We start from the raw sequence: 14,642 nt of genomic DNA on the forward strand, positions 1-14,642 counted from the left end.
AACGCTTCTCCTTCCACTCGCGGGACGTAGACACCGATGCACTCGACTCGAATCGCCTGGCTCCCGGCCCTCGTCGGGCTGATGTGTGGCCTCGCCTCCAGCAGTGGGGCGGCCCAGACGAAATCCTCTCCGCCCGCTTCCAAGAGCGCGGCGAACGCGTCCGTTGCCCAGCCTTCGGCCTCCCCGGCGTCGGATGCCCCGAAGGCGCGCAAGCTGCCGCTGCCGGCTCCCTCCACGTCCAACGTCCCCCAGCGCGCGCCCTTCACGGGCCCCTCCACCTCGCGGCCGCTGCCTCCGCCCTCGGGGCTGGCCGGGGTGGACATTCCGGATCCGCTCGCCACCTCCAGCGACTCCTCGCTCGAGGAGTCCGTCCAGCAGTTGCTGAGCGAGGCGGTGGTGTCCACCGCGTCCAAGCGCAACCAGCGCATCGCGGACGTGCCGATGACCGTCTCCTGGATTCCCGCCGAGGAGCTGGAGGGCACCGGCCAGTTCACCCTGTGCGAGGCCATCCAGTACTTCCCCGGCATGGAGTGCCGGCGCGGCGCCATGCGCAAGGCCGCGGTGAGCGCTCGCGGCCTGGGCTCCAACTACCTCTCCAACCGGCTCCTGCTGCTCAAGGACGGCCGGCCGCTGACGGATCCCTGGACGGGCCAGTTCTACGCGGACGAGACCACGCCGCTGAACAACCTGAAGCAGATTGAAGTCATCCGGGGCCCCGGCTCCTCGCTCTACGGCTCCAACGCCTTCAGCGGCGTCATCAACATCATCGAGCGCCAGCCGTCGGACCTGATGCAGGAGGGGCGCAACTGGGGCGCGGACGCGCGGTTGCTGGCGGGCCAGGATCGCACCTGGCGCGCACAGGCCACCGCGGCGGGCCGTGGCGGCCCCGTGGAGGCGCTCGTCAGCTACTACGGCTTCGGCTCGGACGGCCCGCAGCTCTTCAATGACACGAAGCTGGGCCGCGTGGACCACAACGAGGACTCGCTGGTGCACCAGGTGAGCGGCAAGGTGCACGTGAAGAACGTGGCGCTGGATGCCTCCTTCACCACCGGCGACATCGGCCGTCCGGGTGGCCAGCAGATCTCCACCGTGGGCAACTGCGGCCGTTGCCACTACACGCCCAACGACGTGGAGCACGTCCAGAACTTCAACGCGAGCGCGCAGATCGACCAGCAGATCACGGACAACGTGCGCGTGTTCGCCCAGGCGTACACCCTCTTCAAGCGCCGCCAGGTGGAGATGGAGAACGCCTTCAACTCGGACAGCCCCCAGGAGCCGCTCGGCAAGCGCCGCCGGCTGGGCGCCGAGGCCCGCGCGCTGCTCACCCTGGGCGACCTCACCGTTACCTTCGGCGGTGACTACAAGAACGACCTGGTCAACAACCCCAACGTGCTGCCCGGCCTGTCGCTGGACGACACCCAGCAGCAGATCCTCGGCGGCTTCGTGGACGCGGAGTACCGGCCGCTCAGCCAGCTCGTGGTCAGCGCGGGCGCCCGCTACGACAAGTACATGATTCCGGAGAAGGTCTGGCAGGCCCGCTCGGATCAGCTCTCCCCTCGCGCCAGCGTCGTGTTCCACGCGCGCCCGGACCTGACCTTCCGCGCCAACTATGGCCGCGCCTTCCGCGCGCCCACGCTGGCGGAGCTGGCCATCAACCAGCAGATGTATGCGGCCACCCTGCTGGGCAACGGCAACCTGCGCGCCGAGACGCTGGACACCGTCGAGGCCTCGGTCGACTTCTGGCCGTTCGACCGCACGGTGCGCATGACGGGCACGGGCTTCTACAACCTGGCCAAGAACTTCATCAACCAGGAGCTCCTCTTCGGCTCCACGTCCCAGTTCAAGAACATCGGTGACGCCCGCGTGGCGGGCCTCGAGCTGGAGGCCGCGGCGCAACTGGCGGCCATCAACTCCTCGTTCGACGTGGCGTACCAGTTCCTGGATGCGCGCTCGCTCGCCTTCGAGGGCCGGCCGCAGCAGCAGCTCGACTACGCGCCCCAGCACCGCGTGTACGTGCGCGGCCGGACGAACTTTGGCAAGTTCGCCTTCGCCGAGCTGTATGCCCTCTATGTGGGCGACCGCTTCGATCCGGGCTACGTGGCGAACGTGGACACCGGCCAGCCCGAGCGGGTGAAGCTGCCTGGCTACTTCACCGCCACCGCCCGCGTGGGAGCCAATGTCACCAAGGGCCTGACGGTGTCGGTGCTCGGCTCCAACCTCTTCAACGCGAAGTACGAGGAGTCCCACGGATTCCCCGCGCCCCCGCTGAGCCTCTTCAGCGAGGTCAAATTCCAGTACTGAGCCGTCACCGTGAGAGTCGCCCACCATCCGGGGGCCGCCACCGGCCTCCATCTCATCGCGGATCCCTCCCTGGCTCCCGCCACGCTGGAGCAGGCCGCGCCCACGCTCGTGCGAGGAGGTCTGCCCCTGGTGTCGGGTGGGGTGGGTGCGAGGGTCCCGGCACGCGAGCTGGTCCTCTTTGACGGCCGTCTGGGCCCGTCCCACGCGGCGCTCCTGGAGAGAGAACCCCCGGCGCTGCTGCTGGCCACGCGCGAGCCCGGAGGCACCCCGTCCGCGTGGGAGGTGCGGGTGCTGGCCTCGCTCCTGCGCGGCGAGCCGCTCCTGCCTCCCGGGGTCGCGGTGGCGAAGTTGTGGCTGGAGCGAGTGGTGGACATCAAGGGCGCCTCCTCCGAGGCGGCCGCGCTGGTGGAGGCCTCCAGGGGCAGCCGGAGCGCGGCGAACCTCGCGGCCGAGGTGATGCACGAGCTGGCCGCCAACGCGCTGCTGGACGCTCCGGTGGACGCCCACGGCACGCCGCTCTACGCCCATCGGCGCGAATCGGTGCAGTCCGTTGCGCCAGAGCACGTGTGCCAGGTGTCTTTCTGTGTAGGGGAGGGCGGTATCTTTTTGGAGGCGGTGGATCTCTTCGGACGGCTGCCTCCCGGGCCCATCGCGCGGGCGGTATCCTCGTTGGGGGGGCGGATGCAGGTGAATGCCTCGGGCGGCGGGGCGGGGCTGGGAATGCGGCGCATCGTGGAAGCGTGTGATCTGATCGCGGTCCGCGTCGTGCCGGGCAAGGAGACGCGGATGTTGGGCGTAGTAGGGCTCGGGGAGGCGCGCCGCCGCGCCGCGCTTCCCAAGTCGTTGCTGTACTTCAAGTCGGAATGAGGAGTGGGACGGTGGAGACGCAGGGTTCCAATGCCACTATCAGCCGCGTGCGCGTGGGTACCATCAACCACGTCCGCATCGCTGGCGTCATCGACGAGACCTTCCCGCTGACGTCCACCTCGTCGGACGTGGGCGGTCTCATCATCGTCGACCTCGGCCAGGTGGAGCGCATCAGCTCCTTCGGCGTGCGGCGGTGGATCGAGTTCGCCAGCAAGCTGCCTCCCGGGGGCATCTCGCTCTACGTGGTCAACGCGCCACCGGTGATGGTGGACCAGCTCAACATGGTGGAGGGCTTCGCCGGCGTGGCCCGGGTGCTGTCGGTGCTGGCGCCCTACACGTGCCGCGCCTGTGGCGAGGATCGGCTGCGCCTGGTGGACCTGCAGGCGGAGGCGGCCATCATCGCCGAGGGCCGCGCCCCCGAGCACTCCTGCCCGGTGTGCGCCGGCAAGCTGGAGTTCGCGGACCTGCCCAGCGAGTTCTTCGACTACGCCAAGCGTCAGCAGTTCGGCACGGTGGATCCGGTGGTGATGCGCTACCTGCGCGCCACCACGCCCAGCGCTCCCAGCGCGCTCACCACGCACCTGAAGATCGTCCAGGACGACATCACGTACATCACGCTGGCCAGCGAGCTGAAGGGGGACCTGAACGTACGTCGGCTGGCCTCGGGCCTGGAGGGGCGCGTCGCCTTCGACTTCGCCCACGTCACCAAGGTGGAGCCCGAGGCCGTCCCCAAGCTGGAGCAGGTGCTGAGCACGGCGGCGCAGGGCGGCAAGGTGGTGCTGTGCCGGGTGCCCCCGCCGGTGCTCAACGCGCTGACCCGCTTCACCAAACCGCTCGCCGCGCAGATCGGCACGCTGTGGCTGCCGTGCGAGTGCCGCAACTGCGGTCACGAGCACCAGCAGCGCGCCCTGGCCTCCGAGTACCTGGCCAAGCAGCGTGCCAACGCCAGCCCCGAGCGTCAGTGCCCCATCTGCGGCGGGAGCGCGCGTCTGCCTTCCATGCCCCAACTGGTGCCCCTGCTCAGCCGCTCGTCGCTGGTGGAGCACCCGCTGGAGGACATCGAGGCGCTCGAGGCCCGGGCCCTCAGCCAGTACCTGTTCGGCTCCACCAACGTGGATCCGAACGCCAACAAGGGCGGCAGCGGCTCGGACATCAGCAACTCCATCAGCGCCACCAAGCTTCAGGTCATCCGCCGGCTGGGCCAGGGCGGCATGGCCGAGGTGTTCCTCGCCAAGCAGGTGGGCGTGAAGGGGTTCGAGAAGTTCGTGGTGATGAAGAAGATTCTCCCGCAGTTCGCGGAGAATGCGGAGTTCGTCGACATGCTCTTCGCCGAGGCGCGGGCCAACGCGCGCCTCACGCACCCCAACGTCGTGCAGACGTTCGACGTGGGCATGAACGACGGCGTGGCGTACATCCTCATGGAGTACGTGCGTGGCCCGGACCTCAAGAAGCTGACGAACGAGCTGCGGCGCAAGGGGCTCGCCCTGCCGCTCGAGCACGCGCTGCGCATCGTCGCCGAGACGGCCGCGGGCCTGCACTACGCGCACAGCTACGTGGACCCGGCCGGTGTGCCCCACCCGGTGGTGCACCGCGACGTGAGCCCCCACAACGTCCTCATCTCGCTCGATGGCGCCATCAAGCTGAGCGACTTCGGCATCGCCAAGGTGCAGGGTGAGGAGAACACCCAGGCGGGCGTGCTCAAGGGGAAGATCTCCTATATCTCCCCCGAGGCCGCCGCGGGCCGGCCCCTGGACGCGCGCAATGACGTGTTCGCCCTGGGCGTGGTGCTCTTCGAGCTGCTCACCGGTCAGCTGCCCTTCAAGCGCGACCACGACGCGGCCACGCTCAACGCCATCGTCCGCGAGCCAGCGCCCGTACCGTCGCAGCTCAAGCCGACTATCCCCCAGGACGTGTCGGACCTGATCCTGCGCGCCCTGGTGAAGGATCCGGCGCGCCGCACGCCGTCCGCCGCGGCCATGCGCGAGGAGCTCGAGGCGGTGATGGCCCATCACCGGCTCAACTCGTCGCCGGCGGCGGTGGCCCAGTTCTTCAAGGCCACGCTGGGTGACAGGCTCGCGGAGTTCGGGCCCACCACCCCCAGCCCAGCCACCGGCTCCTTCCCGAGCGTGGCGGGGCATGGAACCCCGTCGGGCAGCATGCGCGCTCCCGCTCCGGGAAGTACGGGCGAGGTGGCGTTCTCGGACACGCCTGTGCCCGGGAAGTCGGGAACCCCCTCCCGGCCTGGAACTCCGAGCGGCACCGGGCAGTATGGCCCCGTTTCGCAGTCCCAGGCGGCCGTGCGCCCGCCAGCTCCTCCCATTCCGACGCCGACGGCCGTTCCGGCTCCCACGGGTGGGGAAGAGCGCACCGAGGTCTACCGGCCTGTGCAGCAGGGCCTCATCGCGCCCAACTCGCTGCCGCCCGAGCCTCCGACGGTGAAGGCCTCGGCTCCGGCCGTTGCGCCTCCGCCTCCGACCGTGGCCTCTCGTCCAGGGGCCATGTCCTCGCCCGGTGTCGCGCCCGTGCATCCCGCCGCACCGGCTCCGGCGGCGCCCATGCCGGCGCGCCCGTCCTTCTCCTCCGCGCCCACGCCGGCGCGTCCGTCCCTGTCCTCCGCACCCGCGGTGCCTCCTCGTCCCTCCGGGCCCGCGTTGCAGCCCGCCGTCCCGGTGTCCGGCCGCGCGGCGACCCACGTGGGGCCCGCGCCCGCTCCCGTGGGTGTTCATTCCAAGAGCCATGCCCCCGTGGCTCCGCCCGCCACGGCTCCGGCCACGTCCGCGGCCAGGCCCGCCGTCAAGCCCGCCGCGTCCGGGTCTTCGCCGCTCAAGTGGGTCCTCATCGGCGTCGTCGGGCTCCTGGTCATCGGCGGGGCCGCCGTGGTAGTTCCGAAGGTGCTCTCGGGCGGCGGCGTCGAGGTGATCAACCGCGAGGCGGGCGAGCAGTTGTACGTCGCCGGCCTCCGGGTGGAGGACCCCAGCGGTCTCAACCTGGAAGGCGCCAGCCAGAGCGTCGTGTCGACCGCGGTGAATGGTCAGCTGCGCCGCTTCGGCATCGCCGTGCGCAAGGACGTCATCGACGTGCGCACCCTGCCCGAGGCCCGGCCGGAACCGGGAAGCAAGGGCAAGCTGAGCGTCGGCGGGCAGACGGGTTGCTTCGTCAAGGTGGGCTCGGAGATGGCTCCCGGTGCGACGCCCGTGTCGATGCCCATCGAGGCTGGCAAGGAGATCGAGGTGATCGTCACCTGCCCCAACCAGCCGGTGTGGTCCCGGTGGGTGATGGCGGTGCCAGGGCAGGAGGTGGACGTCCTGCCGCTGCCAAGGAAGTAGGGAGTTCCCCTCTCTCCGCAGGGGCCGAAGGGCCGGGGTGCGTCACCCATGAAGGGCTGGAATCTCTTTCCTCACCTCGTTGTCCGCACCACCGGTTTTGCCTTCGAGCGGCTGGAGCGTCTGGGTTGTCCCGAGGCGGCGGCGAGCGCTCGGAAGCTGTGGGCCGAGCAGCGTGAGTTGGAGGCGCTGAAGGCCAGCGGTCCTCGCCTGCGCCGGCCGCCGTCCGCCGTGCTGGCGGCGTTGAAGGCGGGACGCCCGGTGGACGTGGCAGGCCTGGAGTCCCCCGAGTTCTTCGCCGCCTACAACGTCCACGCTCGCGCCGCGCAGGAGGCCGCGTCCGAATTCGAGGCGGCGTTCACCCGGGAGTCGGCTCGGGTGGAGGAGTCGCTCGCGGCGCTGCGCACCGAGCCCCGCTTTTTGGAGGCGGTGGCGAGCTCCAGCCCGCCGGTGGCGAGGGACTTGATCGCCGGCCGGGACGGGGCGCGGCTGAAGCGGCAGGTGGCCAGCTACCTGCAGCGCCTGTGCGCGAAGAACGAGACGATGAGCTTCTTCGGCCCCATCAACTACGGCCGGGTGGAGCCCGAGGCGCCCACGGGTGTCACGGTGCGCTGGTCCGGCCCGGAGTTGCTGGTGGGGCGTAACACCTTCGCCGCCTCGTGGTTGGTGCTGGGCCTGGTGCGCGCCATCGCGGCCGACCCGGAGGTGGCGCCCTGGCTCGTCCTGCGCCGCAAGTCCTTCGCCGCACTGCCCCCGAGCAAGGGAGCGGCGCCCAGCCCCTCGAGCATGGAGGAACTGCTCCCGAGACTGGTGGAGGCCGTGGATGGAACCCGGCCCCTGTCGGCCCTGCGCGAGGCGCTCGGAGTGGAGTGGCCGCTGCTGCTCGAGGCCGTCCGCTTCGGCTTGCAGCGCAACCTGTTCACCCACCAGCTCGAGGTGCCCGCGGCCTCGCACCATCCGTTGGAGGACCTGGCCGAGCGGCTCGCCGGTGTTCCTGGCCCGGTGGCGCGTGGGCATCTGCGTGAGCTGGAGGAGCTGCTGCGGCTGATGGCGCGCTACGGCGCGGCGGATGCGGCGGCCAAGATGGTGCTCAACGAGGAGATGGCGAAGCACGCCCGGGAACGCTGGAACGTGGCGCCCGTGGCTCCCGCGTCGACGTCCGACAGCCATAACTTCTACCAAGACCGGCTCCCGATGCGGGAGGAGTGCGGCGGAGACCTGCGTCTCACGCTGGGCGGCGAGCGGGCGCGAGAGCTGACCCGGAGGTTGGAGCCGGCGCTCGGGTTGATGGGCGAGGCGGCGCTGCGCACGCGCGAGGCGGCCCGTTCCGCCGTGGCGGCGCTGGTGGGTGCGCGGACGGTGCCTTTCTGGAAGGTGGTGGCGGCGTATGGAGAGCGGCCGCGGCCCTATGACACCACCGTGGCCTCGGCGCTCGCGGCGGCCATCACCGACCCGGCGGCCTCCCGCGTGGAGCTGGATCCGGCGGTGCTTCCCACGCCGCGCACGGACGTGGAGCTGCCGATCGTCACGTCGATCGATCTGCTCGTGGGGGCCTCGGACGTGGAGGCCTGGGGCCGCGGTGATTACGAGCTGGTGGTGGGGGACGTGCACGACACGGCCCTGGTGTGGGGCTGGGCGCTGCAGTTCCACGAGGAGCGCAGGCGGGTGGAGAGCGAGATGGTGCGGGCGCTCGGGGCGCTGCGGCGGCCGATGCCCTTCGTCACCGTGCTGGCCTCGCGGCGCACCGGCCTGTTGCCCTCCGAGTTCCCTGGCCCTGTCGTCGAGTTGGGTGGAGTGAGCGCCCGGGCTTCGGCGTGGCGGTTGCCCTTCGACGATCTCCTGGTGGAGAGCGACGGGCGCACGGCGCGGCTGGTGTCCACGCGATTGGGCTCGGAGGTGTGCCTCTACAACGGCGAGATGGAGAGCGTGGTGCAGACGGCCTTCGCCCTGCCGCGCATCCGTCCCCTGCGAGTGTCCCTGGGCGCGCATACGCCGCGGTTGGTGCTGGGTGGCGCGGTGTTGCAGCGCGAGCAGTGGCGGCTGGAGGCCGCGGACGGGGAAGCGCTCCTGGCGTGCAAGGACGACAAGGCCCGGCTCCGGACGGCGGTGGCCATCTGGGCGCGGATGGGGCTGCCGGAGCACGTGTTCGCGAAGTTCCCGGGCGAGCGCAAGCCGGTGCTCATCGACGTGCGCAGTCCCGCGCTGCTGCGCGTCTTCGTCAACCTGCTCGAGCAGAAGGGCGAGGTGCTGCTGTCGGAGATGCTTCCCGCACCCGGACAGCTGTGGCTGGGCACGGCGGGCGGGAGACACACGGCGGAGCTGCGCTGCTGCTTCCTGTGGGGTACCGCTTCATGAAGCTGCTCGTGCTGCCTCCCCACCGAGACGTGACGTGCGTGCCGGATGCACCCGAGGGCTGGCGGGTGCTCGATGTGGCGCGTGCCTTCTGCCAGCGCGTGATGGTTCCGGAGACGCTGGCTCGGGCCGTGGAGACGCGGGAGCGAGAGCCCGCCACGCCCGAGTCGATGCGGGAGTTGCTGCTCCTGCGCGCCGCGCTCGTGCTGTGGAAGCGGGGGAGGGCGGACGCGTACCGGCCCCTGCGGGCCCTGGGCGCGGTGCTGACGGCCCTCTCCGGTCCACCCGCGGGCGTGCGCGTGAGGCTGGACGACATCGAGCTGGAGGGCGGCACCACCGAGCGCTCGGCGGACGTGCAGCGGAGCATCGGGCGGCCCGCGCTCTTCAATGAGGACCTGGTTCGCGCGGCCGATCGCTTCCCGGGTGCCGAGCGGGTGCGGTTGTGGCTGGAGAAGGACCTTCAACTTCCGGCGGCGGTGGCGCTCGCGGCGGCATGCCCGGCCTCGGTTGCGCTGGAGGTGGCGGGCCCCTTCGCCACCACCCACCGTGCGGTGCTCGCAACGCTCCCCGCTTTCCAGCGGGCGTCCTTCCCCGAGGATGTGGCTCCACTGCGTTGGCGGGTGTCGGCGCTGGACGCGGAAGGCCCGGAGCCGCTCACCTGGGTGCCCGAGGGCGCGCATCCACCGGCGGACGGAGGGCCCTGGGCGGGTCATGTGTCCCTGAGTGCCTTGCGCGATCCGGAGGCCCTCGTGGCGAGCGGCTGCCGCACGGCGGTGGTGGGCTTCTGCTCGGTGGACGAGGGCTCGGTGTTGGGCAGTGACGGGACGCGCGTACTGTTGGACTCGCTGGCCGCCTCGGTGGAGCGTCTGCGCTCGGCCGGAGTCCGGGTGGTGGCGGAGTGGTGGGTGGGGGCTCCGGGAGTGGATGAGGCCACGCACGAGCGGACCTTCGTGCTGCTCGGACAGCGGCCCGTGTTCGATTGGGTTTCGGGAGTGAGGCAGTTCCACTGGACACGCGGGCGCTCCGGCGAGGACTTCGCGGGAGTGCCGGTGCGCTTCCTCGCGCCGCCCGAGGACCGGGACCTGTCGCGCACCGTGCCCTTCGAGGCACCCGGGACGGTTCCTCAGGCACGCTTGCCGGAGTTGCTCAACGGGCTCGCGGGAAAACTGCTGCAACGCGCGCCGCTCAGCCCGGGCCGGGTAGCCTGGGCGTCGCTCCATCCCCCGAGTCCCGTGACGCCTGGAGGTGACTGGGTGAGGCTGGATGGAGACTGCGCGCTGGTGCAACTGCCGGCGGGGCTGGATGGCGTGGTGAAACCCTCCTGGTACGCGGCGAACCTGCGCACGGGCGGAGTGCTGGCCATGGACGCGAGGCTCGCGCCGATGGTGGCGAGGGCCGAGCAGCCGGTGACGGTGGGTGAGCTCTTCGCGACGCTGCCGGAGGCGCAGCGCGGCAAGGTGGAAGCGGCGCTGGTGGGCCGCGCGATCCTCGAGAGGGTACACGCATGAGCGAGCGCTGGACGCTGGGCGACGTCTTCGTACTCCGTCACGCGGGTTTCCCGTTCGACTGGTTGGAGGGCCTGGGCTTCTCGGAGGGGCTGCGCTCCGAGGTGGCGGTGCTGCTCGAGGACGAGCGGGCGCTGGTGGAGGCCGTGCGAGCCGCCGCGGGCGAGGACGCGGCCCGGGCAGCGCGCGAGGCGTTGGAGCGCGGCAAGGAGCCCTCGCTCAAGCCGAAGTACGGGCCCGCATGCGCACAGGAGCTGGAGCGCTACCGCTCGCATCGAGCGGCGCTGTCGACGCGGTACGCGGAGGAGCGGCAGGAACTGCGGAGGCGCCTGCGCGAGCGGGCCGCGGATCCCGCCATCCAGGAGGCCGTCTTCTTCTCCAACCCTGCCATGTACGAGAACGTCTGGTCCCGCTACCTGGAGGGGGAGCAACGGCCGGACAACTCGGATGCGCGCCGGGTGGAGAGACAGGTCTACACGTACCTCCAGCGCTTCTGCGCGAAGAACGAGACGACGAGCTTCTTCGGCCCCATCTCCTACGGCGAGTGTGACGGAGAGGACGGCACGGACGTGCGCGTGGTGCCGAGCGGGAGCACGCGGCGGCGCACCTTCCTCACCTTCTGGGCCGTGACGGAGCTGGCCCGGGCGGTGGGCCGTGAACGGGTGGTGCGCCCATATCTGCCGCTGCGCCTCAATCCGCTCTTCAAGGTGGAGGCGGGCCGTGCGAGCTGCGCGCCGTTGAACCTGGAGGTGGCGCTGTCGCCGGAGGCGGAGCGGTTGCTCGAGGTGCTGCCCACGGCGCCGACGCTGGACGCGGCCTCTCGCGCGCTGGGCCTGCCGGTGGAGGGAGTGGAGCGGCTGGTGGTGCCGCTGGTGAAATCTGCGCTGGTGCTGCTGGGGCTGCCCTTCGTGGCCAACGACTTCGGTGCCTTCACGAGCCTGCGCGAGGCGGTGGCGGCGCTGCCCGCATCGGAGGCCCGGGAGCGGTGGCTGTCGCGGCTGGACGAGCTGGAGCGCCTGCGCGCCGAGTTCGAGAGCGCGGGACTGGCCCGCCGCCGGGAGCTGATGCAGACGCTGGAGACGCGCTTCACCGAGTACACGGGCAAGCCCGCGCGGCGAGGCGAGGGGCAGGTGTATTCGGACCGGCTCATCCTTTACGAGGAGGCGTCCTCGCCCTTCCGGCTGAAGCTGGGGCGGCGCTTCAGCGAGGAGATGGCGGCGAAGCTGTCCGGGGGACTGGAACTCTCGGCGGCGTACGGGGACCGGGTGCAGCGCAGCTACCGCGAGCAGGTGCGCGATGCGCTGGGCGCGGAGGAACGGCCACTGGACTTCCTGGAGTACGCGGTGCGGCTGAGGCCGGACCAGGTGGCGGGGAGCCGCTTCGCGCCGGTGCCGCCCATCCAGCTCGAGGAGGACCTGTCGCGAGCCCGAACGCTGCCCGAGGACTTCCTGGGCACGTCCACTCCTGGAGGCCGCTACTCACTACCGGACGTGTGCCTGGCGGCGACGGGAAGCGGCTACGAGGTGATGCTCGCGCGGGTGCACCACCACCTGATGCTGTGGAGCTGGCTGAGCGCCTTCTATCCGGATCGCGCGCGCTACGAGTCAGTGGCGGGACAGTGGTTGCAGCGCGAGCCGGCGGCGCGAGGGCTGGTGGGGCTGGCCATCCGCCGGCGCAACAAGGGCTTCTACGTCTTCCCGGGGCGGCGGCTGGTGTACTCGGTGTCGGACGTGCTGGACGTGGAGCAGGGGGCGCTGAAGACGCACGACGTGAAGGTGCTGCCCACGCGCGAGGGGCCGGTGCTGGTGGACGGGGAGGGGCAGAGGCTCTCACTGTACATGCCGCTGGACGACTTCAACACGTACCCGCCGTTCGCGGCGCTGGGGCACCCGCAGGTGCTGCACGCGAAGCTGCGGACCCAGGGCCGGCACTTGCCGAGGCTCAGCGTGGGCGGAGCGGTGTACCAGCGGGAGCGGTGGGAGCTGCCGACCACCACGTTCTCGCAGGTGAGCGGGCTGGATCTGCTGCTCGCGGTGGAGCGCGAGCGCCACACGAGCGGCTGGCCACGCTTCGTGTTCATGCGCAGCTCCACGGAGCGCAAGCCGTACCTGATCGACACGGCCTCGCCGTTCGCGCTGGAACTGCTGCTGTACCTGTCGCGAGCGGCGGAGCAGCTCTCGGTGGAGGAGATGTATCCGGCACCGGAGCAGCTGTGGCTGAAGGACGAGCGAGGCCGCTACACCTGCGAGATGCGGATGCAGGCGGTGCGCTGGAGCGAGGAGGGAGGCTGACCGATGAGCGCAATGCAGGACGTCCTCGTACTCGGAGCGGGAGTGATGGGCCTGTCCGTGGCGCGCCGGCTGGTGATGCTGGGGGCGCGGGTGACGGTGTTGGACCCGATGGACCCGGGAGGGCAGGGCTCGCGAGCGGCGGCGGGAGTGGCGATTCCCTCGGTGCGGCTGTTGGACGACCCGGACATGCTCGCCTTCACGAGGGCGGCGCACGGGGCGCTGGCCGAGGAGCTGGCCTCACTGGGTGACGGCCTGCACCTGCGCCGGGGACAGGGCGTGCTCCGGGTGGCAATGGACGCGAAGGGCCGGGACGCGCTCGGACAGAAGGCGGCGAACCATCCCGAGTGGTTGGGCACCTGGATGGATGCCACGCGAGTGGTGGAACTGGAGCCAGCGCTGGAGGGCACGCCGATCCTCGGAGCCTTCCTGACCGAGCAGGGCTTCATGGTGGACACGGAGGCGTACCTCAACGCGCTGCTCCACGACCTGCACCGAAGGGGCGTGCGGGTGCGCCTGGGCGAAGGAGCACGCGCAGTGGCCGAGGTGGAGGGCGGAGTCGAGGTACGGACGGAGCACGAGACGCTCCGAGCCGGAAGGCTGGTGGTGTGCGCGGGGGCGTGGTCGGGGGGAATCGCGGGGCTGCCGGGGCTGCCGGTGAAGCCGATGCGAGGGCAGATGCTGACGATCTTCAGTCCGGACGTGAGACTGACGCGGGTGGTGTCGGGGCCTACGTACCTGGCGCCGTGGCGGATGGGGGAGATCGTCGTGGGAGCGACCGAGGAAGACGCCGGTTTCGCGTGCCACGTGACGCCGACGGGGCTGATGCACCTGGGAGCGACGGTGGCGAAGCTGGCGCCGAAGCTGCGCGAGGCACGCTTCGGAAAGGCGTGGGCGGGACTGCGCTCGGTGACGCCGGGGGGCAAGCCGCTCATTGGCCGCTACCCGGGGACGAAAGTGGTGCTGATCGCCAGCGGGCACGCGGGGCAGGGCATCCTCACGAGCGCGCTCACGGGCCGAGCGGTGTCGGAGCTCATGGAGCACGGCCACAGCGAAATCGCCGCCGCCTTCGAGCCCGAGCGTGTGCTCGCGGCGGCTTCGGAGCACTCGTAGTCATTCTGGATGTCCGGGTTCAGCCCTTGATCCGCTCGAAGGACGCCACGCTCTGGGTCAGGGCGGGGAAGTCCAGCTCGCGAGCGAGCCTCCAGAGTTGCTGCCGGAACAGGGGTTCGGAGGGCAGGGGCTCCAGGGTGCCCACGAGGATGAGGTTGTTGTACTCCGAGGCGCCGCGCAGCTTCGCGCAGTCCTCGAAGGCCCGGGCGAACGTCTCGATTCGCGGCGCCACGTTCCTCGGCTTCTCCAGCGCGATGTTGAGCACCGCGACGCCACCGGGCTTGAGCCTGCGCTGGACGTCCTCGAAGAAGCGCGATTCCTTCAGGTGATCAGGTGTCCCGCTGTCCGAGAACGCATCGAGGAGGATGACGTCGTAGTGAGTCCCCTGCCGCGCCATGAAGCGTGCTCCGTCATCCACCAGGATGCGGAGCCGGGCATCCTCCCGGACACCGAAGAAACGCCGGGCCACGTCCACCACCACGGGGTTGAGCTCCACCACATCCACCCGCGCCCGGCCAGGCAGGAGCCGGTGCAGCAGCATGGGGAACGCGCCTCCTCCGAGCCCCACCACCAGCACACGGGAGCGGCCCCGCGTGAGCGCGAGCCCGGCGGTGGCCACGCGCACGTAGCTCGTCGGGACCGCGAGCGGATCGCTCTTGAGGATGGCGCTCTGCAGGGTGCCATCGGGGCTGTCGAAGCGCAGCGTGCGCTGGTCGCCCTCGTCCACCACGTACACGGTCCCGAAGGGCGAAGAGGCCTCATGGACCACTGTTCCCGAAAGGCTCACCTTCTCCTCCGGAGCGGAGTCGTGGACGCGCTCGGTAGCACGGTCAGGCTGCCCGGTCCAACACTCCGAGTGGAACAGGCCCCCAACCCGGCGGGTGGAATTCTCC

Annotated in this window: 8 protein-coding genes; 7 read left to right on the plus strand and 1 reads right to left on the minus strand. The window is 70.8% G+C overall.

All coding sequences use genetic code 11. From position 1 onward, the window contains the following. The first annotated feature begins 36 nt into the window (after positions 1–36). From DAT35_RS00070 to DAT35_RS00100, 7 genes are read left to right on the plus strand one after another with little or no spacing between them, the layout of a single operon-like run. The gene (locus tag DAT35_RS00070) at positions 37–2,301 is read left to right on the plus strand and encodes a TonB-dependent receptor (RefSeq protein ID WP_108064811.1); all 2,265 of its coding nucleotides are present in this window, start codon (positions 37–39) and stop codon (positions 2,299–2,301) included. A gap of 9 nt (positions 2,302–2,310) precedes the next feature. Beyond that, positions 2,311–3,168: a hypothetical protein gene (locus DAT35_RS00075; RefSeq protein ID WP_108064812.1), complete on the plus strand. Its 858-nt coding sequence runs from the start codon at positions 2,311–2,313 to the stop codon at positions 3,166–3,168. 11 nt (positions 3,169–3,179) lie between these two features. Continuing rightward, positions 3,180–6,494: a serine/threonine-protein kinase gene (locus tag DAT35_RS00080; protein ID WP_199242759.1), complete on the plus strand. Its 3,315-nt coding sequence runs from the start codon at positions 3,180–3,182 to the stop codon at positions 6,492–6,494. 48 nt (positions 6,495–6,542) lie between these two features. Then, positions 6,543–8,846, plus strand: a complete 2,304-nt coding sequence (locus DAT35_RS00085) for a lantibiotic dehydratase (RefSeq protein ID WP_108064814.1) — start codon at positions 6,543–6,545, stop codon at positions 8,844–8,846. After that, on the plus strand, positions 8,843–10,351 hold the full coding sequence (locus DAT35_RS00090) for a hypothetical protein (RefSeq protein WP_108065582.1): 1,509 nt from the start codon (positions 8,843–8,845) through the stop codon (positions 10,349–10,351). Before DAT35_RS00085 ends, DAT35_RS00090 begins: the two co-directional genes overlap by 4 nt. Further along, positions 10,348–12,639, plus strand: coding sequence for a lantibiotic dehydratase (locus DAT35_RS00095; RefSeq protein WP_108064815.1), 2,292 nt, complete (start codon positions 10,348–10,350; stop codon positions 12,637–12,639). The genes DAT35_RS00090 and DAT35_RS00095 overlap by 4 nt, the downstream gene beginning before the upstream one ends. Positions 12,640–12,642: 3 nt before the next feature. After that, a complete protein-coding gene (locus DAT35_RS00100) occupies positions 12,643–13,749 on the plus strand; it encodes an FAD-binding oxidoreductase (RefSeq protein ID WP_108064816.1) in 1,107 nt (368 codons plus the stop codon). A gap of 19 nt (positions 13,750–13,768) precedes the next feature. Here the strand turns inward: DAT35_RS00100 and DAT35_RS00105 are convergent, their stop codons facing one another. Next, positions 13,769–14,536: a spermidine synthase gene (locus DAT35_RS00105; RefSeq protein WP_233261222.1), complete on the minus strand. Its 768-nt coding sequence runs from the start codon at positions 14,534–14,536 to the stop codon at positions 13,769–13,771. Between the last annotated feature and the right edge of the window lie 106 nt (positions 14,537–14,642).

The sequence above is a fragment of the Vitiosangium sp. GDMCC 1.1324 genome (genome assembly GCF_003044305.1).
GTDB lineage: Bacteria > Myxococcota > Myxococcia > Myxococcales > Myxococcaceae > Archangium.